23 protein-coding genes are annotated in these 24,186 nt (G+C 71.9%); 9 read left to right on the plus strand and 14 right to left on the minus strand.

The window, feature by feature from the left end:
- Positions 1-5: 5 nt before the first annotated feature.
- Complete coding sequence (locus AC2IPW_RS15835; protein WP_486375172.1) at positions 6-416, minus strand: PaaI family thioesterase; 411 nt, start codon at positions 414-416, stop codon at positions 6-8.
- A 52-nt stretch (positions 417-468) separates the two neighbouring features.
- On the opposite strand from AC2IPW_RS15835, the gene AC2IPW_RS15840 reads away from it, so the two are divergent.
- The 3 genes from AC2IPW_RS15840 to AC2IPW_RS15850 are packed head-to-tail and all read left to right on the plus strand — an operon-like array spanning position 469 to position 2,090.
- Entirely contained in the window at positions 469-1,020 is a 552-nt protein-coding gene (locus AC2IPW_RS15840) for a winged helix-turn-helix transcriptional regulator (protein ID WP_486375173.1), read from the plus strand.
- A complete protein-coding gene (locus AC2IPW_RS15845; RefSeq protein WP_486375174.1) occupies positions 1,017-1,793 on the plus strand; it encodes an alpha/beta fold hydrolase in 777 nt (258 codons plus the stop codon). Before AC2IPW_RS15840 ends, AC2IPW_RS15845 begins: the two co-directional genes overlap by 4 nt.
- Positions 1,794-2,090 carry an MGMT family protein gene (locus tag AC2IPW_RS15850; RefSeq protein WP_486375175.1) on the plus strand — a complete coding sequence of 99 codons (297 nt, stop codon included), beginning with the start codon at positions 1,794-1,796 and terminating at the stop codon, positions 2,088-2,090.
- 6 nt (positions 2,091-2,096) lie between these two features.
- On the opposite strand, the gene AC2IPW_RS15855 is transcribed toward AC2IPW_RS15850, so the two are convergent.
- Positions 2,097-3,533: an aminotransferase-like domain-containing protein gene (locus AC2IPW_RS15855; RefSeq protein WP_486375176.1), complete on the minus strand. Its 1,437-nt coding sequence runs from the start codon at positions 3,531-3,533 to the stop codon at positions 2,097-2,099.
- A gap of 61 nt (positions 3,534-3,594) precedes the next feature.
- On the opposite strand from AC2IPW_RS15855, the gene AC2IPW_RS15860 reads away from it, so the two are divergent.
- The gene (locus AC2IPW_RS15860) at positions 3,595-3,723 is read left to right on the plus strand and encodes a hypothetical protein (protein WP_006942753.1); all 129 of its coding nucleotides are present in this window, start codon (positions 3,595-3,597) and stop codon (positions 3,721-3,723) included.
- Between the two features lie 45 nt (positions 3,724-3,768).
- Complete coding sequence (locus AC2IPW_RS15865; protein ID WP_486375177.1) at positions 3,769-5,505, plus strand: NTP transferase domain-containing protein; 1,737 nt, start codon at positions 3,769-3,771, stop codon at positions 5,503-5,505.
- A gap of 10 nt (positions 5,506-5,515) precedes the next feature.
- On the opposite strand, the gene AC2IPW_RS15870 is transcribed toward AC2IPW_RS15865, so the two are convergent.
- The 7 genes from AC2IPW_RS15870 to AC2IPW_RS15900 all read right to left on the minus strand — a co-directional run bounded on the left by AC2IPW_RS15870 (position 5,516) and on the right by AC2IPW_RS15900 (position 14,973).
- Positions 5,516-7,018, minus strand: coding sequence for an FUSC family protein (locus AC2IPW_RS15870; RefSeq protein ID WP_486377016.1), 1,503 nt, complete (start codon positions 7,016-7,018; stop codon positions 5,516-5,518).
- Between the two features lie 152 nt (positions 7,019-7,170).
- Positions 7,171-7,875 carry a sirohydrochlorin chelatase gene (locus AC2IPW_RS15875; protein ID WP_003939149.1) on the minus strand — a complete coding sequence of 235 codons (705 nt, stop codon included), beginning with the start codon at positions 7,873-7,875 and terminating at the stop codon, positions 7,171-7,173.
- 45 nt (positions 7,876-7,920) lie between these two features.
- Complete coding sequence (locus AC2IPW_RS15880) at positions 7,921-9,078, minus strand: uroporphyrinogen-III synthase (protein WP_289377652.1); 1,158 nt, start codon at positions 9,076-9,078, stop codon at positions 7,921-7,923.
- A complete protein-coding gene (nirD, locus tag AC2IPW_RS15885; protein ID WP_003939147.1) occupies positions 9,075-9,497 on the minus strand; it encodes a nitrite reductase small subunit NirD in 423 nt (140 codons plus the stop codon). Before nirD ends, AC2IPW_RS15880 begins: the two co-directional genes overlap by 4 nt.
- Positions 9,498-9,553: 56 nt before the next feature.
- Positions 9,554-12,067 (minus strand): nitrite reductase large subunit NirB, encoded by a 2,514-nt coding sequence (nirB, locus tag AC2IPW_RS15890; protein WP_486375178.1) that lies wholly within the window; start codon positions 12,065-12,067, stop codon positions 9,554-9,556.
- A gap of 44 nt (positions 12,068-12,111) precedes the next feature.
- Positions 12,112-13,575: an MFS transporter gene (locus AC2IPW_RS15895; protein ID WP_486375179.1), complete on the minus strand. Its 1,464-nt coding sequence runs from the start codon at positions 13,573-13,575 to the stop codon at positions 12,112-12,114.
- 96 nt (positions 13,576-13,671) lie between these two features.
- Positions 13,672-14,973, minus strand: coding sequence for an MFS transporter (locus tag AC2IPW_RS15900; protein ID WP_416061368.1), 1,302 nt, complete (start codon positions 14,971-14,973; stop codon positions 13,672-13,674).
- A gap of 55 nt (positions 14,974-15,028) precedes the next feature.
- On the opposite strand from AC2IPW_RS15900, the gene AC2IPW_RS15905 reads away from it, so the two are divergent.
- Positions 15,029-15,694 (plus strand): FadR/GntR family transcriptional regulator, encoded by a 666-nt coding sequence (locus AC2IPW_RS15905; protein WP_416061369.1) that lies wholly within the window; start codon positions 15,029-15,031, stop codon positions 15,692-15,694.
- Positions 15,695-15,705: 11 nt separating this feature from the next.
- Here AC2IPW_RS15905 and AC2IPW_RS15910 read toward each other — a convergent pair whose 3' ends face one another.
- From AC2IPW_RS15910 to AC2IPW_RS15920, 3 genes are all read right to left on the minus strand, one after another.
- The gene (locus AC2IPW_RS15910; RefSeq protein ID WP_003939142.1) at positions 15,706-16,560 is read right to left on the minus strand and encodes a TIGR02569 family protein; all 855 of its coding nucleotides are present in this window, start codon (positions 16,558-16,560) and stop codon (positions 15,706-15,708) included.
- Between the two features lie 93 nt (positions 16,561-16,653).
- A complete protein-coding gene (gene moeZ / locus AC2IPW_RS15915; RefSeq protein ID WP_486377017.1) occupies positions 16,654-17,835 on the minus strand; it encodes an adenylyltransferase/sulfurtransferase MoeZ in 1,182 nt (393 codons plus the stop codon).
- Positions 17,836-18,117: 282 nt separating this feature from the next.
- The gene (locus tag AC2IPW_RS15920; protein ID WP_486377018.1) at positions 18,118-19,116 is read right to left on the minus strand and encodes a DUF3152 domain-containing protein; all 999 of its coding nucleotides are present in this window, start codon (positions 19,114-19,116) and stop codon (positions 18,118-18,120) included.
- A 273-nt stretch (positions 19,117-19,389) separates the two neighbouring features.
- Here AC2IPW_RS15920 and fasR point away from each other — a divergent pair, with 273 nt between their 5' ends.
- Positions 19,390-20,067, plus strand: a complete 678-nt coding sequence (gene fasR / locus AC2IPW_RS15925) for an HTH-type transcriptional activator FasR (RefSeq protein WP_003939139.1) — start codon at positions 19,390-19,392, stop codon at positions 20,065-20,067.
- Positions 20,068-20,152: 85 nt separating this feature from the next.
- Here the strand turns inward: fasR and AC2IPW_RS15930 are convergent, their stop codons facing one another.
- Both AC2IPW_RS15930 and AC2IPW_RS15935 read right to left on the minus strand, forming a co-directional pair.
- Positions 20,153-20,383, minus strand: coding sequence for a DUF3107 domain-containing protein (locus AC2IPW_RS15930; protein ID WP_003939138.1), 231 nt, complete (start codon positions 20,381-20,383; stop codon positions 20,153-20,155).
- A gap of 46 nt (positions 20,384-20,429) precedes the next feature.
- Positions 20,430-21,128 (minus strand): ferritin-like fold-containing protein, encoded by a 699-nt coding sequence (locus AC2IPW_RS15935; RefSeq protein ID WP_486375180.1) that lies wholly within the window; start codon positions 21,126-21,128, stop codon positions 20,430-20,432.
- Positions 21,129-21,341: 213 nt separating this feature from the next.
- Between AC2IPW_RS15935 and AC2IPW_RS15940 the strand changes: the two genes are divergently transcribed.
- Together AC2IPW_RS15940 and AC2IPW_RS15945 are read left to right on the plus strand one after the other, a co-directional pair.
- Positions 21,342-22,958 carry a DEAD/DEAH box helicase gene (locus AC2IPW_RS15940; RefSeq protein ID WP_486375181.1) on the plus strand — a complete coding sequence of 539 codons (1,617 nt, stop codon included), beginning with the start codon at positions 21,342-21,344 and terminating at the stop codon, positions 22,956-22,958.
- A 9-nt stretch (positions 22,959-22,967) separates the two neighbouring features.
- The gene (locus AC2IPW_RS15945) at positions 22,968-24,185 is read left to right on the plus strand and encodes an Rv3212 family protein (RefSeq protein WP_486375182.1); all 1,218 of its coding nucleotides are present in this window, start codon (positions 22,968-22,970) and stop codon (positions 24,183-24,185) included.
- Position 24,186: the final 1 nt, after the last annotated feature.

The following is a 24,186-nucleotide window of genomic DNA, read 5'->3' on the forward strand; positions in this document are numbered from 1 at the left end:
GCGAGTCAGCCGGGCAACGGAACGTTCTGCAGCCGGACCTGACCGCGCGCCAGGGTCCTGCCGCTCTCGGTGGCGGTGACGGTGACGAGCCACAGCTGCTGGACGCGGCCCTGCTGAAGCGGCTCGGCGACGACGTCGACGCGCTCACCCGTGCTCGAGCGCAGGAAGTCGGTGCTGTTGTGCACCCCGACCGCGAACTGGCCGCGGTCCTGGACAGCGGCGCTGGCCCCGACGCTGGCCGCGGATTCGACGGCGGTGGTGTAGACACCGCCGTGCACGACGCCCCACGGAGTGTGATGGTCCCGGCTCAGATCGATGTGTCCGGTGACCCGGCTGCCGGAGACCTCGTCGAGCACGAGACCCGCGGCCTGCAGGAAAGCGCTGCCGGTGGGGAGATCGGTAGAGGTGGTGTCCATCACGCCACGCTAACTTCTGAAATTACAGTTAGCAAGGGTCTAGCCTCGATGCATGCGCTGGTTGGAGACGGACACGGCGAACTGTTCCGTGCAGCGGACACTGGACGTGATCGGCGAGAAGTGGACCCTGCTCGTCCTGCGGGAGGCGTTCAACGGCGTGCGCCGGTTCGACGACATGCGGCGGCACGTCGGGATGTCGGAGCCGATCCTGGCCGACCGCCTGCGCAAACTGGTGGCCGCGGAAATCCTGCGTCCGGTGCCGTACCGAGAGGCCGGACACCGCACCCGCAACGAGTACCGGCTCACCGACAAGGGTTTGGACCTCTTTCCCGTCCTCGTCGCCCTGCTCCAGTGGGGCGACCGCTACTGCGGCGACGAGGACGGACCCCCCGTGGTGGTTCGGGACCGGGTGAGCGGTCGGCCCGTCGCCGCGGTGGTCGTTCCCGCCGGCACGGCCGGACTGACCGCCCGCGAGACCGAATCGACCCCGGGTCCGGGAGCCCGGCCCGTCCCCGCCGACCGGCCGGCACGGCCGCACCGGTCCCGCGCGAGCGCATCGGCTGCCATCGGAACCGGCCGCGACCCTGACACAATCGACGGGTGAACGAACTGCACACCCACCTGTTCGGTCCGGTCGACGGTCCGCAGCTGCTCGCCCTGCACGGCCTCACCGGTCACGGCCGGCGCTGGGAGCACCTCGCGTCGGAGCACCTGCCCCAGGCCCGGGTCATCGCGCCGGACCTGCGGGGACACGGCCGCTCCCCGTGGACGCCGCCGTGGAACTTCGAGACGCACGTGCGGGACCTGCTCGCCGTCCTCGATGCCCACGCCTCGGGTCCGGTGCTGGTGGTCGGGCATTCCTTCGGCGGTGCCCTCGCCGTGCATCTGGCGGCGGCTGCGCCCGAGCGGGTACGTGGACTGGTACTGCTGGATCCGGCGATCGGGCTGCCGCCGGAGCGCATGCTCGAGATCGCGGAGCTGACGGTGCAGCACCCCGACTACACCGACGCGGCCGAGGCCCGCGCCGACAAGACGAACGGTTCCTGGGGTGAGGTCGATCCCGCACGGCTCGACGCCGAACTCGCCGAGCACCTGATCACCCTCGATTCCGGCCGGGTCAACTGGCGGCTGTGCGTTCCCGCCCTCGTGGCGTCGTGGAGTGAGCTGGCCCGCGAGTTCGTCCTACCACCGGCGCACCTGCCCACGATCGTCGCGCGGGCCGCGAAGGTGCAGCCGCCGTATGTCACCGCCGAGTTCCGGGCCGCCCTCGCCGACCGGCTCGGCACGAACCTCACGACACTCGAGCTCGACTGCGACCACATGATCGAACAGGCGCGCCCGGAGGAGACCGCGACCCTCGTCCGGAAGCTCCTGTAGATGCCGGCGACGAGCGAGGCCGACGTCGAACGCGTCCGGGAGCTGGTGGCCTCCGTTCCCGAGGGCCGGGTGACCACCTATGGCGACGTCGCGGCGGCGGCCGGCCTGTCCAGCCCGCGCACCGTGGGCTGGATCATGCGGACCGACAGCGCGGACCTGCCGTGGCACCGGGTGGTCCCGGCCTCCGGGCGTCCGGCCGCGCACCTGGCCCGTCGGCAGCTCGCCCGGCTCAGCCAGGAGGGAGTGCCGATCCGCGACGGCCGGGTCGATCTCGCGGCGGCGCGACACCGCTTCTGAACCGGCTCACACCAGCGGTGGTGCCCCGCGCCGGGGCTCGAGGACGGCCGCGCCGAGCCCGGCCAGCATCTCGACCGCGGCGAGCAGTTCCGGGACCGGCCGGGTGAACGGCAGGCGCTGATGGTCGTCGAACGCGTGGCCGGTGCCGAATCGGGTGCCCGGCAGCAGGACCAGTCCCTGCCGTTCCGCGGCGGCGACGAGGCGGGTGGAACCTATGCCGTCCGGCAGCCGGCACCACAGCGACAACCCACCCGTGGGCGGTACGAACCGCCACCCGGGCAGGCGTGCGGTGACGGCCGCGGCGAGCGCCTCCTGACGGGCGCGCAGCCCGGCGCGGCGCTCGTCGAGGATCCGTTCCCACCGCGCGAACAACTCCACGGCCGCAAGCTGATCGAGGATCGACACCCCGAGCTGGCGCCGCAGCAGCACTTCCCGCACGCGCGCGACGGTCGCCCGGTCGCCGCGCACCCAGCCGATCCGGATGCCGCCCCAGACCACCTTGCTCAACGAGCCGACGTGCACGGTGGCCGCGTCCGGGACCGGCGCCCCGAACGGCTCGATGTCATCGCCGGCGAACGACAGCTCCGCGGCGACCTCGTCGACGACGGTCAGGACGCGGTGCCGCCACAGGGTCGCGGAAAGGGACCGCCGCGCAGCGACACTCAGGCTCGCCCCGGTCGGATTGGCATGGTCGGGCATCAGGTACGCGACGGTGGGTGCGTGCTGACGCGCGGCGCGATCGGCTTCGACGACGATCATGTCGGGATCGTCGACGTCGACGGGCACGGCGACGGACTGGGCACCGGTCGCCGCGATCGTCTCGAGAGCGCCGGGGTGGCTCGGATGCTGGTGCAGCACCCGCCTGCCCGCCCCGACGACGGTGTGCAGGACGGCGTCCAGCCCGTCCGCCGCGGCGGCGGTGATCAGCACCTGCTCGGGGTCGGTGGGCAGTCCGCGGGCGGTGTACCGCGCCGCGACGGCGGCACGCAGCTCGGGCAGGCCGGTCGGTGCGTACCCGTGACCGGCCAGCAGGTCGGGCAGTCGACGCTGGGCGGCGGCGTAGGCCGCAGTCAGCAGGGACGACGCCTCCGGGGCGGCGTTGCCGAGGTCGAGTACGCCGGGCACAGGGGCGCCGAGCGCGGAGCCCCACGGCGTCCGGCCGTCGGGTGCGGCGACGAATGTCCCTGCCCCGTGCCGGGTGAGCGCCCAGCCGTCGTCGCGGAGGTCGCCGTAGGCGGCGGCCACCGTGACGCGGCTGACGCCGAGCGCGTCGGCCAGCGCCCGCTCGGCGGGCAGGCGCGTGCCGACCGGGAGCCGGCCGTCGGCGATGCGCCGGCGCAGCGCGGCGGCGACGGCTCGGTACAGCGGACCGCGGTCGGCTCCGAGCTCGCCGAGCAGCGCCGCGACCCGCGCCGCGGACGGGGTGGCGGACACGTCCTTCATGCAGTCCACTTTCGCACGGTGGACCGAACTCTCCGGTCCACCGAGCCGAGAGAATAGGACCATGATCTTCCTGGTCGTTCTCCTCACCGCGCTCAGCCTGGCGGCGGCCACCTGGACAGTGCTGGACACCGCGCAGGGCGGCCGGTGCGGGATCGGCGGTCCGCCGCGCAGTCACCACACGCCCGACTGACCGCCCCGGCACATCCCGCCGACCGGCGTCGGGCAGCATGAGTTCATGAGTTCGCTGACCGACGTCGAGGCCGTCATCGTCGCGGGTGGGCGCGCGACCCGCATGGGCGGTGTCGACAAGCCCGCACTCGTCGTCGGGGGCCGGCGACTGCTCGACATCGCCCTGGCCGCGGTGGCCGGGTGCCGGCGGGTCACCGTCGTCGGACCACGGCGCGACGATCTCGACCCCGCGGTGATCCAGGTGCAGGAGCGGCCCGCCGGGGCCGGGCCGGTTGCCGCGCTCGCCGCCGCGGGTGTCCACGAGTCGGTGGTGTTGACCCTCGCCGCCGACCTGCCGTTCCTCACCGCGGACACGGTCACCGCACTCGTCGAGGCCTTGCGCGGCAACACAGGATCCGACGCGGCGTTCGCGATCGACAACTCGGGGCGGATCCAGTTCCTGCTCGCCGCGTGGCGTGGTCCCGCGCTCGCCGGACACCTCGCCGCGCTGGGGTCGGATCCGGCCAATCAGCCGATGAAGGCCCTGCTGCCGGAGCGCTACGTCACGGTCCCGGTGGCGGGGACCGCGGACTGCGACACACCGCAGGAGCTCGCGCAGGCCCGCGCCGCCCGTTCCGGGCTGGTCGCGGCCGACCCCGACGCCGCGCGCGCGGAGATCCGGAAGTCGCTGCCGCGGTTGCCGGTCCGCACCCGCGCGCCGCAGGAGGCGGCGGGCGCGACCCTCGCTGCACCGCTCGTCGCCGCCGAGGCGCTGCCGCGAGCCGCGGTGTCGGCGATGGACGGATACGCCGTCGCCGGCGACGGCCCGTGGCTGCTGCGCACCGAGGTCCATCGGGCCGGCGCGACGCAGCCGCTCGGTCTGCACGACGGCCAGGCCGCGCGGATCGCCACCGGCGCCTACCTGCCGCCCGGCGCGACGACGGTGGTGCGCGACGAACACGTCGAGGTGACCGCCGACACCGTCACCCCGATACCCGGTGCCCCGGTGCGCGACGACGCGCGCCGGCGCGGGGAGGACTGGGCGCCCGGCGTCGAACTCGCCGCGGCGGGTGTCGCTCTGGGCCCGGCGGTGATCTCCGCTGCGCTGAGCGGCGAGGTGACCGCCGTGCAGGTCCGCGGCCCGGTGCGGGTCCACGTGGTCGTCACCGGCGACGAGATCCGCCGCGACGGGCCGCTGCGCGAAGGTCAGACCCGAGATTCGCTCGGTCCCGTCCTGCCGGCGTTCGTGCAGTGGTGCGGGGCTGTCGTCGCCGGGGAGGCCCACCTGCGCGACACCGGCGACGGGTTCGACCGGTTGCTCGGCGAGGCCACCGGCGTCGACGTGATCGTCGTGGCCGGGGCGACCGGCGGCGGGGCCGCGGATCAGTTGCGGTCTGCGCTGGCGCGGGCCGGCGCGTCGCTCGTCGTCGAGCGGGTCCGGTGCAAGCCGGGAGGATCCCAGGTGACAGCCGTGCTGCCGGACGGCCGCGTGGTGCTCGGCCTGCCGGGCAATCCGGTCGCGGCCGTCGCGACGCTGCTGGTGATGCTGCCCGCCGTCGTCGACGGTCTGACCGGTCGCCGGCCGCAGCCACCGTGGACCGCGCCGCTGGCGAATGCCTCACAGGTGAGCGGCGACATCACCCGACTGCTCCCGGCGAGACAGACCGGCAACGGACTTTGGTTGTGCGACAACGCGATCCGCACCGCACACCTGGCGGGGCTGATCGGGCGGCGGGCTATCGCGCTCGTGCCACCCGGCGCGGCGGACGGCGATCCGGTGGAGCTGGTGCCGCTGCCGCAGTGACCGGCACCGGTCAGCCCGGATGTGTGAGGACCCGGTATCCGGTCTCGTGGAGCCGCCGGTGCTCCGGCCACCGGTCGCGGGTCCAGGCAGGTTCGGAGTAGGCCGCGACGATCGCCGCGGTCGTCGCGGCGTGCAGATCGAACTCCAGGTCGCGGCACAGTTCCGGCAGTGCCGTCCGCTCCCCCGCCGCGCGTGCGTGCACGATGGTGGCGACCGTCTCGGCGACCCGCGCGTCGGCGAAGCGCAGCACGCGGCGATGCGCGGACGGCAGCACGAACCACAGCACCGCGACAGCGACGAACACACCGATCACCGTCTCGAGCAACCGGTCGCGAGCCACCACGGTGAAGTTGTGCGGCACCCCACCGCTCCCGAGCAGCAGCGCGAGCGGCGTGATGAACACCATCGCCACGCCGTAGTTGCGGACGAGGTATTCCTCGGTTCCGGCCAGCAGCACCGCCACCACGACGACGACCCCCACGGCCGTCGGCGCGGCCCACACGACCGCGGCCAGCACGCCGAGGCCCACGACGGTGCCGGCGAACCGGTGCAGACCCCGGTAGCTGCCCAGCACCCGGTCGGGTCCCTGATGCAGCACCATCGCCGCCGTGATCACCGCCCAGTCCGGTCGTCCGACACCGCCGGCGAGCGCCAGTGCGCCCGCGACGGGACCGGCCACGGCAAGGCGCACGACGATGGTCCAGGATCGGCTGCCGGGCCGAGCTGCCCGCGCGAGCCGGTATCGCACCGACGGACGCGGCAGCGGCGGTTGCGGCCGCAGGTCGTCGGTCTCGGAGGCGGCGCCCTCGTCGGTGCCCGCGACGAGGGTCGCGAGCCGCAGGTGCGCCGCTCGGAGCGTCCGGGCCAGCGGATGGTCGCTCTCGCCGATCCGCCCGTCGTGCAGGCACATCCACGCGGCGTGCAGTGCCCGGACCGCTTCGTGCCGCGGGCCGAGCGCCGCCGGCGCGCGCAAGCAGGTGTCGACGGCCGACACCGCCGCCGCCACCGCGACACGCTCGGGCGTGCGGGGCCTGAGCACCACGCCGGACATCGACACGAGAACCGCGGTGCCCGCACCGGCCGCGGTCCACGACACGACCGCGACGACCGGGACGCCGGCGCTCGGCAGCGCCGCCGCGATCTCCAGGGTGAGCAGCGGCAGGAACGCACCGGGGGCACCGAACCGCAACGCGTCGACCAGGAAGGCACCCACCGCGACGACGGCGGTCATGACCGCCACGAGCAGGAGCCACGTTTCCGGCGCACCCGTCTGCACGAGCACACCGACCCCGGCGCCCACACCGGCCAGCGCGACGAGTGCCGCCGCGACGAACAGCACCACCTTCCACCGCGCGCGGTAGGCGCGGCCCTCGCCGTACACGACGGCGAACGCCCCGAGGGCGACGGTCGCGGCGACGGGACCGTGACCGAGAGCGAGACCCGCGAGGCCGGGTAGCGCCACCGCGGCGGCAGCGCGCAGGGCACCGGGCCACCGCCGGCCCCGCCGCGGCACACCGAGGAGAAGGGTCCGGGCCGGTCCCGGCGCCGGAATCGGGGCACACACGGCGCCCTTGCCGGCCCCTGCTCCTGCCTCTGTCACTGCTTCGGACACGAGGATCGACGATACGGGGCGCAGCCCTCGTCGACGGCGCCGTGTCGGCAAGCTCACCCGCGCAGCGGCTCCTCGGTGAGCAACGCCGCGGCCGCGGACCGGTACCGCTGTGCCACCAGGCGCACCACGGCCTCGTGTACCCCGAGCGGTGCCGCCACGCCGTCGGCACCCGCGTCGGCGAGGCGGGCATGGAACAGTCCGTCGGCGAGCAGGTACGACGCGACGAACACCCGCCGCGCACCCGCGGCGCGCAGTTCGGCGACGACGTCCGGCACACGCGGGGCTCCGGTGGCGACGTACCCGACGCGCACCGCGACGCCCGCGAGGGACGAGACCATCTCCGCGGCCCGGCGCACGTCCCGGCGGGCCCGGGGGTCGGAGGAGCCGGCCGCGGCGAGCACCACGGCGTCCCCGGGTCTCCAGCCGGCTGCGGCGAGCCGCTGCAGTTGCACGCGGGCGAGTACGGGGTCGGGTCCGAGTGCGCGGGTGACCGCCACGGCGGGATGTCCGCTCTCGGCGACCTCTCGGGGCACGTCGGCGTGCACGTGGTAGCCGGAGGCGAGGAACGCGGGCACCAGCACGGTGGGTCGCCTCGAGCCGCGCAGCACCTCCGCAGGGGAAGGTCCGAGGACGTCGACGAAGGCGACGCGGGTGGTGCCCACCTCGCGGGAGACGGCGTCGGCGACGGCCGCGATCGTCTCGACGCCGCGCGGATTGCGTGTGCCGTGGGCGACGAGCAGCAGAGCCGGGTCGGTCATGGTCACAACTCCTGGTCGGGAACGGGTCGGCCGGAGACGAGGTCCCTAGCCGATCGGATACTCCTTGTCGGCGCAGCCGGCGGGATCCACCGCGAGCCGGTAGCCGCGCTTGACGACGGTCTGCACGATCGCGGGAGCGCCGAGCGCGGACCGCAGCCGCGCCACCGCGGTTTCCACCGCGTGGGTGTCGCCCCCGCCCCCAGGCAGCGCAGCGAGCAGTTCCTCGCGTGAGACGACCCGGCCGGGGCGGGCGGCCAGGGTCCGCATCAACGCCATCGCGGCGGGCGCCAGACAGCGGATCTCACCGTCGACCACGACGCAGCGGCCGCGGACGCTGAGCACGTGCCCGCCCGCCTCGATGCGGTGGGCGCGCCGCGGCAACTCCTCGGCGAGGTGGCGGGCGAGGGATCCGAGCCGTGCCCGGCCCGGCGCCGAGACCGGTACCTCCAGCTCGACCAGGGGTGCGGCCGTCACGGGACCCACGCACACCGCGGTGACGCCGGTGCGCAGAGCGCGCAGCATGGCCTCGAGCATGCCGGTGGCCTTGGAACGCTGCAGCAACGATGCGACGGCCGGTGCGCTGGTGAAGCTCACCGCGTCGATGCTGTGGTCGGCGATCTGCTCGATGAGCCGGTCCATCGCCGTGGGATCGTCGGGCGGGGTCCACCGGTACACCGGCACCGCCACCACATCGGCACCGGCGTCGCGCAGCACCTCGCACAGATCCGCACCGGGCTCCCATTCGGTCCGGGCGCCGTGCAGCTGCACCGCGATCCGCACTCCCTCCACGCCCTCGGCCAGCAGGTGCTCGAGCACCTCGGCGGAGGACTCGGACGCCGGGGACCACTCCTCCCGCAGGTCGGCTGCGCGGATCGCGCCGGTGACCTTCGGACCGCGGGCGAGAATGCGGCTGCCGCCCAGGGCCTCGCCGAGCTCCTCGGCGAGGCCCCAGCCGTCCGCGGCCCCCATCCAGCCGCGGAAGCCGATCGCCGTGGTGGCCACGGTGATGTCCGGCGGGGTGCGAAGGATGTCGCGCGTCACCCGCTCGAGTTCGGTGTCGTCCGCCAGCGGGATGATGCGGATGGCGGGCGCATGGACGATCTCCGCCCCGCGCCGGGTGAGCAGGGTGGCGAACTCGTCGGCACGGCGGGCCGCGGTGATGCCGATTGTGAAGCCGTGCAGCGGCGCGGTGTCCTCGCTCACGAACGCTCGCCGTAACCGCGGTGCACGGGCACGAGGCTGTGGATCTGAACGACACCGGCCCACACCCGCACGTCGTACACGGGCAGGCGGACCGACGGGTCGTCGAGGCAGCGTCCGTCGTCCAGTGAGAAAACCTGCTTGAGCAGGGGCGAGGCGACGGTCGGCTCGCCGCTGCGGTCACCGACGATCCCGCGCGACATCACCGCGGCCCGGCCGAACGGGTCGAAATTGCCCACTGCCCGCAACGTGCCGTCGTCGAGCAGGAACAGCGCGGCCTGCTCGCCGCCGCGCAGCAGCACGGCGACGCCGCGACCGGGGATGAGGTGACTGAGCGGGCAGGCCGACGTCCACTCCAGACGCCCGTCGTACACGGTGGCGCGCGACGCGCGTTCGGGGGTGTGCGTCTCGATGACGGTCATGAATGTCCTCCTTGGAACTACGGACGGAATTCTCCGGGGCCGGTGTTTCTCGGGGGTTAACCCGAGATTCCCTCGCGGTAAGAGGGCATTCCGACCAGTACCGGCACCTTCCGCTTGCCCGAGTCGTCGAACCGTACGGTCGGGTCGGCCACGTCCGGGGCGTTGACGAACGACACGAACCGGGACAGCTTCTCGGGGTCTTCCAGGACGCCGGCCCATTCGTCACGGTATCCGGCGACGTGCCTGGCCATCGCCGCCTCGAGCTCGTCCGCGATGCCGAGGCTGTCCTCGCACACCACCGCCTTCAGGTGCTCGAGACCGCCGTCGAGGGCCTCGAGCCAGGGCGCGGTGCGCTGCAGCCGGTCGGCGGTGCGCACGTAGAACATCAGGAACCGGTCGATGTACTTCACGAGCGTCTCGTCGTCGAGACCACCGGCGAGCAGCTGCGCATGCTTGGGTGACTGGCCACCGTTGCCGCACACGTACAGGTTCCAGCCACTCTCGGTCGCGATCACCCCGACGTCCTTGCCGCGGGCCTCGGCGCACTCGCGTGCGCACCCGGAGACACCGAACTTGAGCTTGTGCGGGGAGCGCAAGCCGCGGTAGCGCAGCTCCAGGTCGACGGCCATGCCGACCGAGTCCTGCACGCCGTACCGGCACCATGTGGATCCCACACAGCTCTTCACGGTGCGCAACGACTTGCCGTAGGCCTGGCCGGACTCCATGCCGGCGTCGACGAGGCGCTTCCAGATGAGCGGCAACTGCTCGACCCGCGCGCCGAACAGGTCGATGCGCTGTCCTCCGGTCATCTTGACGTACAGCCCGAAGTCGCGGGCGACCTCGCCGATGACGATGAGCTGCTCGGGGGTGCACTCACCGCCGGGCATCCGCGGCACCACCGAGTAGGTGCCGTTCTTCTGGATGTTGGCCAGGAAGTGGTCGTTGGTGTCCTGCAGCGCCGCCTGCTGCCGGCCCAGGATGTGATCCGAATCGGTCGAGGCGAGGATCGAGGCGACGACGGGTTTGCAGATGTCGCAGCCGCTCCCCCGCCCGTACTTGGCGATCAGCGCCGAGAACGTGCGGGTGTCGGTGGCCTGCACGATCTGGAACAGCTCGGCCCGGGACTGATCGAAGTGCTCGCACAGTGCCTTCGACATGACCACACCGGACGCCGCGAGGAGCTGCTTGACGGTGGGCAGGCATCCGCCACATGTGGTGCCGGCGCCCGTGCAGGCCTTGACCTGGGCGATGTCGCACGCGCCGTCCGCGATGGCGCCGCAGATCGCCCCCTTGGTGACTCCGTTGCACGAGCACACCTCGGCGTCGTCGGGCAGCGACCCGGCGCCAGGCTTCTCCCCCGCCGGCGAGATCAGCGCCGCCGGGTCGCCGGGCAGCTCCCGGCCGACGAGCGGCCGCAGCGACCCGTATGCGGAGGCGTCGCCGACGAGGATGCCGCCGAGCAGTGTCTTCGCGTCGTCCGAGACGACCAGCTTGGCGTAGGTGCCCTTGGCCGCGTCCGACAGCACGACCTCGAGGGCGCCCGGGGTTTCGGCGTGCGCGTCGCCGAAGCTCGCGACGTCGACCCCCAGCAGCTTCAGTTTGGTCGACAGGTCGGCTCCGGGGAACTGGGCGCCGCCGCCGAGGAGCCGGTCGGCCACCACCTCGGCCGTGCTGTAGCCGGGCGCGACGAGTCCGTAGCAGGTGCCGTCGACGGCGGCACACTCACCGACGGCGTAGATCGCGTCGTCGGTCGTGCTGCGGCAGCCGAGATCGGTGCGGACGCCGCCGCGGGGGCCCAGCTCGAGCCCCGCGTCGCGGGCCAGCTCGTCCCGGGGGCGCACCCCGGCGGAGAACACCAGCAGCGCGGCATCGATCACCGATCCGTCGGACAGTTCCACCCGCAACCCGTCGGGGCCCTCGGTGATCCCGGCGGTGCCGACGCCCGTGTGCACCGTCAGGCCGAGGTCGGTGACGAGGCGGGCGAGGAGCGCACCGCCGCCCTCGTCGACCTGCAGCGGCATGAGCCGTGGCGCGAACTCGACGACGTGCGGCGTCAGGCCGAGCATCCGCAGCGCGTTGGCCGCCTCGAGCCCGAGGAGCCCGCCCCCGACGACGACGCCGACCGCGCCCGGCGCGGCCCGGTGCGCGCCGGCCCGGATGCCGTCGAGGTCGTCGAGGGTGCGGTAGACGAAGCACCCGGCCAGGTCCTTGCCGGGAATCGGTGGGACGAAGGGGTACGAGCCGGTGGCCAGGACGAGTGCGTCGTACCCGATCACCTCGCCGGTGTCGGTGGTGACGGTGCGCCCGGTGCGGTCGACGGCCGCGGCCCGGGTGCCGATCCTCAGATCGACCAGGTCGTCGCCCTCGTACTCGTTGCCGGCGAGGGCGAGTTCCTTCGAATCCCACGAACCGACGTACGAGGACAGTCCCACACGGTCGTATGCGGGCAGCGGCTCCTCGCACAGGACCGTCACCGACCAGAGGTCGTCCTCGTCCCGGGTGCGCAGCGCCTCGACGAATCGGTGGCCCACCATGCCGTGCCCGACGACGACAACAGACTTGTGGCTCATACCGTTTCCTTCTTCCTTGGGGTGCAGGTGGGGCCGGGGCGCGCTCAGGCGCGGACGGCCACGGTGGTGACGGCGCGCTCGGCGGGCGTCGGCCCGGTGGGGGCACTGGGGCGGCGCAGGAACACGGCCCAGGTGACGACGATGCAGACCAGGTAGAAGGCGAGGAACACCCAGAACGCCATGGTCGCCGACTTGGCTTCGCTGCTGTAGGAGGCGCGAAGCACCAGGTTGATGCCGACACCACCGAGACCGCCGATGGCGCCGGCGAAACCGATCAGGGCACCGGACATGCTGCGCGCCCACGCAGCCTTCCCGGCCCTGTCGAGCGAGTCGAGGCTCTGTGCCTTGGCTTCGAAGACGGACGGGATCATCTTGTAGACAGAGCCGTTGCCGATGCCCGAGAGCAGGAACAGGGCGATGAATCCGAGGACGAAGGTCACCATGATGCCGCCGGTGGCGGCGCCGGCGGTGGCGTCGTCGAGGGTGCCGGCGGTGACGAGCAGTCCGGCCGCGAGGGCCATCGCCGCGAACGTGTACAGCGTGATCCGGCCTCCGCCGATGCGGTCGGCCAGCTTGCCGCCGAGCGGCCGGGCGATCGATCCGAGCAGCGGGCCGACGAACGCGATCTGCGCTGCGTGCAGAGCGGCCTCGGCAGCGGTCGCGCCCCCGGCGAGGAAGTTGATCTGCAGCACCTGCCCGAACGCGAAGCTGAAACCGATGAAGGAGCCGAAGGTGCCGATGTAGAGGAAGCTCAGGATCCACGAGTCGCGGTACCGCAGGGATTCCCCCATCGCGCGCAGGTCGGCGCGCTGATCACCGAGGTTGTCCATGAACAGGGCCGCGCCGAGGGCGGCGAAGGCACACAGCACCAGGTAGACGGCGCACACGATCCACGGTTCGGTGTTGCCCACGGTGGCGATGACGAGCAGTCCGACGAGCTGCACCACCGGCACGCCGATGTTGCCGCCGCCCGCGTTCAGGCCCAGCGCCCAGCCTTTGAGCCGTTGCGGATAGAAGGCGTTGATGTTGGTCATCGACGACGCGAAGTTGCCGCCGCCGAGGCCGGCGATCGCGGCCACCACCAGGAAGGTGGTGTACGAGAAGCCGGGGTTGAGCATGAGGTACAGGGTCGCGACGGTGGGGATCAGCAGCACCAGCGCGCTGAACACCGTCCAGTTGCGACCGCCGAACCGGGCGGTGGCGACCGTGTAGGGGATGCGCAGCAGCGAACCGACCAGGGTCGGCACGGCGACGAGGAAGAACTTACCGGCGGCATCGATGCCGTAGACGTCGGTCGGCATGAACAGCACCATCACGGACCAGATGGACCAGACGGAGAAGCCGACGTGCTCGGCCAGGACGGACCAGATCAGGTTCCGCTTCGCGATCTCCTTGCCGCCGGCGTCCCACGCCGCCGTGTCCTCGGCGTCCCAGTGTTCGATGCGGTGCTTGCGGGCGAACTTTGCACGCAGGCCTTCGGTCGGTGATATTCCGGTCGTTGCGGCCACCCCATGCCCCTTCCTCGGGTCGGTATCGATGGACCCAAGTTAGGAAACGGGTGTTGCCGCGGTGCTGCCCTCGGTGACTGCCGCGTCAAGAGATGCTCACCTGCGGCAGGAGGTCTCCGTGAGGTCGTCGCCACGGGTAGGCGCGGGGTACGGGTCGGCGCCGGAGCCGCCCCAGGAGTCCTCGACGTACCGGGGCCGGCAGGCCACGCGGCCGGCGATCAGGACCACGAGCGCGGCGCCGCCGAGGAACGCGAACGGAACCGTCCAGCCGCCGGTGGTCTCGCGCAGCACCCCCACCAGGACCGGTCCGGCGCAGGCGACGGTGTACCCGAGGCCCTGCGTGAACCCGGACAGCGCCGCCGACGCCGCATGGGTGCGGGTGCGCAGGTTGATCAGGGTCAGTGCCATAGGGAAGGTGGTCGGCCCGACGCCGATCGCCAGCACCCACAGGGCGGTGGCCGTGAGCGGTGCGAGCAGCAGACCGGTGAAACCCACCGCGTAGCTCACCACGCACACGAGGACCAGCGGGAACGGATCCCGCATGCGGGCGCATGCGGCGGGGGCGACGAACGAGGCCGCCAGACCGACGAAGGAGAACAGCGCGGTCATCGCGCCACCGAGTGCTTCGCTGCCTCCGGCGTCGAGCAGTACGGCGGGAATCCAGGTGAACATCGAGTAGGTGATCAGCGAGGTCATGCCGAACATGCCGGCCATCCCCCACGCAACGGGCGAGCGCCACACCCGGCCGGGTGCAGGGTCGGAAGGGGCCGCGTCGCGGGTGACCGGCTTCGGACCCCGGGCCCGGTGGAGGACGACGATCCACGGAACCGCCGCGGCGAACGCCCACACCGCCCACAGACCGATCGACCAGCGCCACCCCGCGGCTTCCGCGACGGGGACCGCGGCCAGGGCGGGTAGTGCGGTGCCGATCTGGACGCCCACGATGTAAACGGTGCTCACGACGGCGAGCCGATCGGAGAAGTACCGCTTGACCAGCGGCGGGATCACCACGTTGCCGACGCCCATCCCGGCGAGGGCGAGGGCGGAGAACGCGAGCAGTGTCCACGTCTCGTGGGTCAGCGCGCGGGCTGCCATGCCGACTCCGGCGGCCAGCATCGCGATCAGGGCCGTCGCCTCGAGTCCGACCCGCCGTGCGATGGCCGGGGTGAGGAGACCGAACGCCGCGAACATCGCGGTCGGCACCATGCCGAAGACGCCCACCACGGCGGGTGCGAAGCCGATTTCGGCGCGGATCTGTTCGGCGAGGGGACTGAACGAGGTCACGGCGAGGCGCAGCGTGAGCGCGGACATCACGATCGCGACGAAGACGAGGAGACGTCCCCGCAGCAGGGACGTTGACGAGGATCCGGCACCGGTGACAACCACGGGGCAAATCATAGGATGACCCGATGTATATCGTCGAAGGCGTTTTCCGGATGCAGGAAGGAGCCCCATGCGCACCGTGCGACGCACCGGTCTCGTCGCTCAGGTCACCGAGCAGCTACGCGACCACATCCGCACCGGCGCCTGGGCAGTTGGCTCCCGCATCCCGACCGAACCCACTCTGGCCGAGCTGACCGGCACGGGTCGCAACACCGTGCGCGAAGCCGTCCAGGCACTCGTGCATTCGGGCCTGCTCGAGCGACGGCAGGGGTCGGGTACCTACGTCGTCGCAACCTCGGAAGTGGGCAGCGCACTCGGCACCTACTTCGCCGACGCCCACGAACAGGACGTGCTCGAACTGCGGCAGGCGCTCGACGTCACCGCCGCGGCCCTCGCCGCGCAGCGCCGCTCCCAGGCGGACGCCGCGCACCTGACCGAACTGTTCGACGCGCGGATGCGCGCGTGGGCGGACCCGCGTTCGGCTGCCGCCCTCGCCGCCGACGTCGCCCTGCACCGCGCGATCGTCGCGGCCAGCCACAACGCCGTGTACCTGGAGTTCTACGACTCGCTGATACCCGTCATCGAGGAGACGATCCGCCGTCGCGTCGAAGAGACCGGCGCGGGCTTCCACGACGAGCACCGCGAACTGGTGCTCGCCGTCGTCGCAGGAGACCCGGGCCGCGCCACGGCCGCCGCCCTCGCGATGTTCGGGGAGTTGCGCGGCGGTGACGCCTAGGGGAGGAAGGCTCAGAGGAGCAGGCGCACCAGATCCGACGTGTGCGCCAGTCCCGGGAACGCCTCCTCCGTCGAACGCGGATGCAACGCGTGCACGGCGAGCCGGAACATCACCGCGCGCAGCAGCATCTGCGGCCACTCCGGCAGGTCCTCCCAGCGCCCGATGAGCTCGTCGTCGGCACCACCCCACGACAGCGCATCGACGACGGCCACGCCGGCCGCCCAGGACGCGGGCCGCCAGTAGGGGGTGATGTCGGTCAGGCCGGGTGCGGCGCTACCGGCGAAGAGCACGGTGCCGAACAGGTCGCCGTGCACGAGCTGATCGGGCAGGTGGACCGGCTTGCGCAACGTCGCGAGCTGGTTGATCAGATCGATGCTCTTGCGTCCGTCGGGGGTGACGGTTTCGGGGGCGCCGGCGGCGCGGGCGGTGCGCAGCGGTACCGCCTCCCATGCCGCGCGGTCGGCGGCGACGAACACGTCCACGTCCTCCCACGGCGCCACGGGTGGCTGCATGAGGAAACGTGGTCGTTCGAGTTGCGCGGTGGCGGCGTGCAACCGGAGCGACAGCGCCACCACCTCGTCGTGCCGCGGTTCGGACGTGCCCACGATGTAGGTGTCGGCGCGCCAGCCGGAGACGACGTAGCGGCCGTCGGTGGAGCGGACGGGCCGCGCCAGTCGGACCCCGTCGACGTCGAGGTTCTCGCGCACCTTCGCCGACCACGCTGCCCGGGCGTGGTCGGCGACCGGCGAGAGCACGACGTCGCCACAGCGCCAGCCACCGTCCCAGTCCGCCCCGAGCGGGACCGGTTCGACGTCGCGGAGGCCGAAGGTCGAGCGCACGTGCTGCGGGGGTTCGAGGGGGCTCACGGGGCACACCGTACAGTCGGCGCCGCCGCGTTCAGGGAAGGCACTCCGTTACCTCGGGACAGCATTCCCGCATCGTTATCTCGCCGTGTTCCCTCAGTACACGGGCAGTGACGGGTCCACCTGCTGCGCCCACGCGAGCACGCCGCCCTGCAGGTGCGTGGCGTCCGCGAAGCCGGCCTTCTTCAGCACGGCGAGCGCTTCGGCCGAGCGGATCCCGGTCTTGCAGTGCAGAACGATCGGCTTGTGCTGCGGCAGCTCCGCCAGCGCCTCGCCGGAGAGGATGCGGTCCTTCGGGATCAGCCGCGCCCCGTCGATGTGGACGATGTCCCACTCGACCGGCTCGCGCACGTCGATCAGTTCGATCTCCCGGTCCGACTCGAGCAGCCGGTGCAGTTCGGTCGGGGTGATCGTCGACTCGGCGACGGCATCGGCATCGTCCGGCACCACACCGCAGAAGGACTCGTAGTCGACCAACTCCGTCACCGGCACCCGTCCCGGATCCCGGCGCAACGTCACCGTCCGGTAACTCATCGCCAACGCGTCGTAGATCATCAGACGTCCGAGCAGCGAATCGCCGATGCCGGTGATCAACTTGATCGCCTCGGTGGCCATGATCGAGCCGACGGACGCACAGAGCACCCCGAGGACGCCGCCCTCCGCACAGGAGGGGACCATTCCCGGCGGAGGCGCCTCCGGGTACAGGTCCCGGTAGTTCAGTCCCCGCCCGCCCGGCGCGGCCTCCCAGAACACCGACACCTGTCCCTCGAACCGGAAGATCGACCCCCATACGTACGGCTTGCCGGCGAGGATCGCCGCATCGTTGACGAGGTAGCGGGTCGCGAAGTTGTCGGTGCCGTCGAGAATCAGGTCGTACTGCTCGAACAGCTCGACGGCGTTGGTGCGGTCGAGCCGGACCGGGTGCAGCCGCACCGCCACGTTGTCGTTGATCCTCCGGATCGTGTCGCGGGCGCTCTCCCCTTTAGGCCGGCCCACGTCGGCGACCCCGTGGATCACCTGCCGCTGCAGGTTGGACGATTCGACGTCGTCGAACTCGACGATTCCGAGAGTGCCGACCCCGGCCGCGGCGAGGTAGAGCAGCACCGGCGAACCGAGGCCGCCGGCACCGATGCACAGCACCCTCGCGTTCTTCAGCCGCCGCTGCCCCGTGACGCCCACGTCGGGAATGATCAGGTGCCGGCTGTAGCGGGCCACCTCCTCGCGGGTGAGGTCCGCACCAGGTTCCACGAGAGGTGGCAGTGCAGCAGATTCCACCAGAGGTGGCAGTGCAGCAGATTGCACCAACGGTGGCAGTGCAGCAGATTCCACCAGAGGTGGCAGTGACGTCACGACAGCTCCTCGGCCGGCTCGATCGGGCGGTTCCCCGATTGTCCCATCCTCACGCTCACGGATGGCCCATCCTCATGCTCCCGGATGGTCCATCCTCATGCTCCCGGATGGCCCATCCTCATGCTCCCGGATGGTCCATCCTCATGCTCCCGGATGGCCCATCCTCATGCTCGCGGATGGTCCATCCTCATGCTCGCGGATGGTCCATCCTCATGCTCGCGGATACGGCCACGGATTGAACCTGCACGTCAGACCGTCGCGGGGGACGACGCCCTCGGGGTCGAGCCCGGCGATGTCGTCGTTGGCGGTGCCGAACGACTGCTGCATCATGATCGGTGCCAAGCCTCCGTCGCTACCGCACCCTTCGTGGGCGGCGAAGCCGATGGCATGCCCGATCTCGTGGTTGATCAGGTACTGCCGGTAGGAGCCGATGTCACCCTGGAAAGCGACGGCACCGCGCACCCAGCGGGGCTCGTTGAGCAGGACCCGGCCCAGACCGGGATTGAAGCACGAGACCTCCAGTTCGATGTCGTACCCGCAGCCCTGCCGGATCGTCATCTGGGAGGTCAGCGACACCCGGAAATCGGGTTCGCCCTGATCGACGCGCCGGAATGCGAACGCCGGGTCCTGGATCCAGCTCTTCGGGTTGGCCAGGGTCTCGTCGACCATCCGCGCGAATGCCGCGTCGCCGCCGTAGCCGGTGGTGTCGACGCCGTCCTCGATCTCCACCGTGTAGGTGTAGGCGCGGCCGGTGCCGACCTGACCGCTGGTTCCCGGCACCACCCGCCAGGCGCCGGTTCCGGCCGCCGTGAACGGCCCCCCTTCCGGGAGCGCACCGGACGGCAGATCGGCGGGGAACGTGCCGTCGGCGACCGGTGCGGGCACGCCCACCACGGCGCCGGATTCGGCCACCGTGTCCCCGGTTGCCGCGGCCTCGGGCGGATCGCCGCCGGTGCGCAGGGCATCCACCACGACGATCACCGTGAGGATCGCGAGGACGGGAACGGCGTAGGCCCGCCACCCGTAGGTCGCGACGAATCGCCCGAGCCGGCTCTGCCGGCGCACCCCGCGATCCGGGCGCGGTGCGCGCGGGCGGGTGTCCTCCCCTGAGACGGGATCCCACTGGGCTCGCAGGGGCTGGTGGGAAGGGGCGCGGGTGCGGCGCCGGTCGGACGGCCGGTCCTCGGGTGTCCGGTGCGGCCTGCGCACCGGGCGGCGCGGTGTGTCCGCCACGTCGGCTCCTGCTCGCTCGGTCACGGGAGCCAGAATCTCACACGGCCGTCGCCGGGCGTGCCGAGTCGCGAAGCGCGGCGCACGACGCCGCCGCGCCGCTGTGACGCCGCGCACAATAGCGCTTCGGCTGGGATACTCGTGGGTAGGGGTGCGCGGCACCTCGGGGCCCCCCGGCCTGTAACGTGCAGAGACGATTGCACGTCGTAGTGGTAGGCATCACTTCGACGAATATCTCGGATTGGGAGCGACATGACCGAACTCGCAGCCCGGACATCGTCCGGCCGCGCCACCACCTCGGGCAACGGCACCGGCACTCGACGCGGCGCCCGGATGCCCCGGGACGAGCGCCGGGTCCAGCTCCTCGCTGCAGCCAGCGAAGTCTTCGTCACCCGCGGGTACCACGCGGCCGGCATGGACGAGATCGCCGAGTGTGCCGGGGTCAGCAAGCCGGTGCTGTATCAGCACTTCCCCGGCAAGCTCGAGCTGTACTGCGCGGTGCTGCAGAGCTATGTCGACAGCCTGATCTCCGGTGTCCGCCAGGCCCTCCGGTCGACCACCGACAACAGGCAGCGTGTCCGCGCTGCGGTGCAGGCGTTCTTCGACTTCGTCGACAACGACTCGCAGGGTTTCCGGCTCGTGTTCGAGTCGGACCTGATGGGCGAACCGCAGGTGGCGAACCGCGTGGAGCAGGCCACCGAGGCGTGCGTCGACGCGGTGTTCGACCTGGTGAGCCACGACTCCGGACTCGACCCGTACCGGGCGCGCATCCTGGCGGTCGGGCTCGTCGGCACCAGCCAGTTCACGGCCCGCTACTGGCTCGAGGCCGCCCGGCCGATCCCGAAGGAGGACGCCGTCGACACCACGGTCGCGCTCGCCTGGGGTGGTCTCTCACATGTGCCGCTGCAGCCGGAGCTGCGCCGGCGATGATCGACGGCGCCGACCGAGGTCGCGCCCGCAAACGACGGAAGGGCCGGGGCAGTCGCCCCGGCCCTTCCGTCGTTGTGCCGTCGCTCTAGCTCGCCGCGAACCCGACCTTGCGGATGTCGGCGGGGCCGATCTCGACGTAGGTGACCCGCGATGCCTGCACGATGAGCTTGCGACCCTTCTCGTCGACGAGCGTCAGGACGCCGTCCTTGTCGCCGGCCAGGGCTTGCGTCACGAGCGACTCGACCTCGTCGGGCGTCTGCTCGCTGACCACGGTGAGCTCGCGGGGACTGTCCGCAACACCGATCTTGACCTCCACGGTCGACCTCCGAACTCTCAGGGCTCTACAGCTGTCCCCGCCCAGATTAGTGCAGTCCCAGCACTGCCATCCGGTCGGCGTGCGCGAGCTGCATCCGGTCGAACAACGCCGCGATGTCGGCGAGATCACCGGTAGCGGCAATCACCAGATCGGTGAGGTCCTCCCGCTGCGCCATCACGTACTGGGCCTGGGTGATGGCCTCACCCAGCAGCCGCCGCCCCCACAGCATCAGCCGGTCCTTGTCGGCGGCGCTGTGCCGTACCGCCTCGCGGACCTCGTGCACCACGAACTCCGAATGTCCGGTCTCGGCGAGCACCTCCCGTACGACTTCGGCGACTTCGGGCGCGAGGGTGCCGGCGATCTCCCGGTAGAAGTCGGCGGCGATGCCGTCGCCGACATATGCCTTGACCAACGACTCGTGCCAGTTCGACGGGTTCGTGGACGCGTGGTAGGCGTCGAGGGCACGCCGGTAGGGCTCCATCGCCGCGTAGATTTCGACACCGCGCGCGGTCAGCGCGGCGTGCAGCGTCTCGAAGTGGCTCATCTCCGCGGCCGCCATGCTGGCGAACGCCACCCGCCCCTGCAGGCTCGGCGACATCCGCGCATCGTCGGCCAGGCGGTAGAAAGCCGAGATCTCGCCGTAGGCGAGCACCGCGAACAGCTCGGCGACGCCGGGATGGTCGGCCGGCACGCGCACCAGGGCGGCGGGTGGACGGGACGGTGACGGCGACGTTTCGGCTCCCATGACGACACAGCGTAGTACCCCGGCCGGCGACCGCGCGGCTCACGGTACTCGCACCCGGTACAATGGTCCCGGAAGGCCGCGCCTCGAGGCGCCGACCACCGGCCCCGCGGACTTCACCGATGATGTGCGCGCACCCGATCGCAGATCGCTGCCGCGCCTCGCAGAGCCCTACCGGCCGCTGAGGCGCAGGCCCGGTCGCCTCTCCACTCGTGCGTGCGTGCCGAGACCAGGAAGGCCAGACCCCTGAGCAAGATCACTGTCGACCACGAAGACGACGCCACCGAAACCACGGTGTCGGCCCAACTCGACTCCACCCACACCCCGCCCACGTTCGCCGAACTGGGCGTTCGGGACGAGATCGTCCGCGCTCTCGCCGAGATCGGCATCGAGCGCACCTTCGCCATCCAGGAGCTGACGCTCCCCCTTGCTCTCGCCGGCGACGACCTGATCGGCCAGGCGCGCACCGGCATGGGCAAGACCTTCGGGTTCGGTGTCCCGCTGCTGCACCGCCTCACCACCGCCGAGTCCGGCACCACCGCCCTCGACGGCACGCCCCGCGCGCTGGTGATCGTGCCGACGCGTGAGCTGTGCCTGCAGGTCACGCAGGACCTGGAGAACGCCGCCAAGTACCTCCCCGGCTCCACCGGATCCCTGAAGATCCTGTCCGTCTACGGCGGACGCCCGTACGAAACGCAGGTCGACGTGCTGAAGAAGGGCGTCGACGTCGTCGTCGGCACCCCGGGCCGGCTGCTGGACCTCGCCAACCAGGGTCATCTGATCCTCGGCAAGATCGGCGTCCTGGTGATGGACGAGGCGGACGAGATGCTCGACCTCGGCTTCCTGCCCGACATCGAGCGCATTCTCGGCATGGTGCCCGACCGCCGCCAGACGATGCTGTTCTCGGCCACGATGCCCGGCCCGATCATCACGCTCGCCCGCACGTTCCTGAGCCGCCCGACGCACATCCGTGCCGAGGAACCCGAGTCCTCCGCGGTGCACGAGCGCACCAACCAGCTCGTCTACCGCGCACACGCGCTCGACAAGGCGGAACTGGTGGCGCGCGTGCTGCAGGCCGAGGGCCGTGGCGCCACCATGATCTTCACCCGTACCAAGCGCACCGCCCAGAAGGTCGCCGACGAACTCGCCGAGCGCGGCTTCGCCGTCGGCGCCGTGCACGGCGACCTGGGGCAGATCGCCCGGGAGAAGGCGCTCGACAAGTTCCGCAAGGGCAAGATCGACGTGCTGGTCGCCACGGACGTGGCCGCCCGCGGCATCGACATCGACGACGTCACGCACGTCGTGAACTACCAGTGCCCCGAGGACGAGAAGACCTACGTCCACCGCATCGGCCGCACCGGCCGGGCGGGGCGCACCGGCATCGCCGTCACCCTCGTCGACTGGGACGACATTCCGCGCTGGCAGCTCATCGACAAGGCTCTCGACCTGGGCATGCCCGATCCGGTCGAGACCTACTCGAGCTCGCCGCACCTGTTCGAGGAGCTGGGCATCCCCGAAGGCACGACCGGAACCGTCCGCAAGGCGCCGGCCGAGCGGCCCGCCCGCGAGGAGGGCTCCGAGGATGCGGCACGACCCAAGCGCACCCGGGTCCGCCGGCGCACGCGCGGCGGCCGGCCGGACACCGGCAGCTCCGAGAACTCGGGCACCGGACCCGAGACGCCGGGCGGGAGTTCCGCATCGGCGCAGGCCGAGGAGTCCGGAAGCGGAACTGCGCCCGCACGGCGGCGCCGTCGCCGTCGCCGTGGCGGTTCCGCCGCGAACAGCGACACCGTCGCGAACAGCGAAACGGTCACGGCTTCGGCTGCCCAGTAGCCGCTCGCGATGATCGCACCGGAGCGCAGAACCCGGGCGGATCTGATCGCAGCCCTCGTGCTCGCCGTCGCGGTCGTCGCGGCGGCGAGCGTCGTCTGGCTGCGCTCGGATGCGCGCGGCACCGTGTCCGTCACGACCGACGCGGCGCCCGAGCCACCGCCGTCCGCGACCGTCGTCCCGTCGACCCTGACGGAAGCGTGGCGCGCCCCCAGCGGCGCGACGTCCCGTCCGATCGCGGTCGGGGCCGTCGTGGTCACCGGGGACGGTGGCACCGTCACCGGCCGCGCCCTCGACTCGGGCGCCGAACTGTGGCGCTACGACCGCGACATGCCGTTGTGCGGCGTGGTCGAGGACTGGCGCACCGCCGTGGCGGTCTATCGCGACCAGCGGGGATGCAGCCAGGTCACCCAGCTCGTGCCCGACTCGGGAATGCGCGGCGCACAACGATCGAGCGACGCCGACGACGCGGTGACCCTCACCGCTGCCGACACCCACGTGATCTCCCGGGGCGAGACCCGTCTCGAACTGTGGCGGTCCGATCTCGTGCGGACACTCGAGTACGGACGCGTGGACGCACCCGTCGTGCCGGGGGCGCAGCCCCGGAGCGGATGCACGCTGAATTCGGCCGCGGCGAGCAACAGCCGGCTTGCGGTCGTCGAGCGCTGCCCCGGTGAGGAGGCCGACCGCTTGACGCTGCTCGAGACGACCCCGGAGGCGGATTCGCAGCCGACGGAGATCGCCTCGTCGGTGCTACCGGAACTGGGCCCGGACGACGTCGGGACACGGGTCGTCGCGGTGGCCGGTGAGCGCACGGTGCTGTATCTGCCCCCCACCGCGTCGTCCGGGCCCGTGCTCGCCGTGTACGACGCGGCCGGAACGGTCACCGCGCGACACCCGCTGGCGGCCCCGGCGACGCCGGAGGCGGTGTTCCCCGCGACGGTGCAGGGTTCGATCCTCACGTGGTGGTCGGGCACGCAGACCGTCGCCCTCGGCGGCGACGACCTGGTACCGCAGTGGACGGTGCCCGGAACGACGGGCACCGGCGGTGCCATGGCCGGAGCGCTGCTGCTTCCGGTGCGCGACGCCCTCGCCGTGGTCGATCCAGCCACCGGGACGGAGCGGCAGCGCATTCCGGTCGCGCGCGACGAGACCGGTGTCGTGAACGTCGCGGTCGCCGGGAGTGCGGTGCTCGAGCAGCGGGGGCCGCAGGTCGTGGTGCTGCGGTGAG

The organism is Rhodococcus sp. NS-SX18, assembly GCF_057367935.1.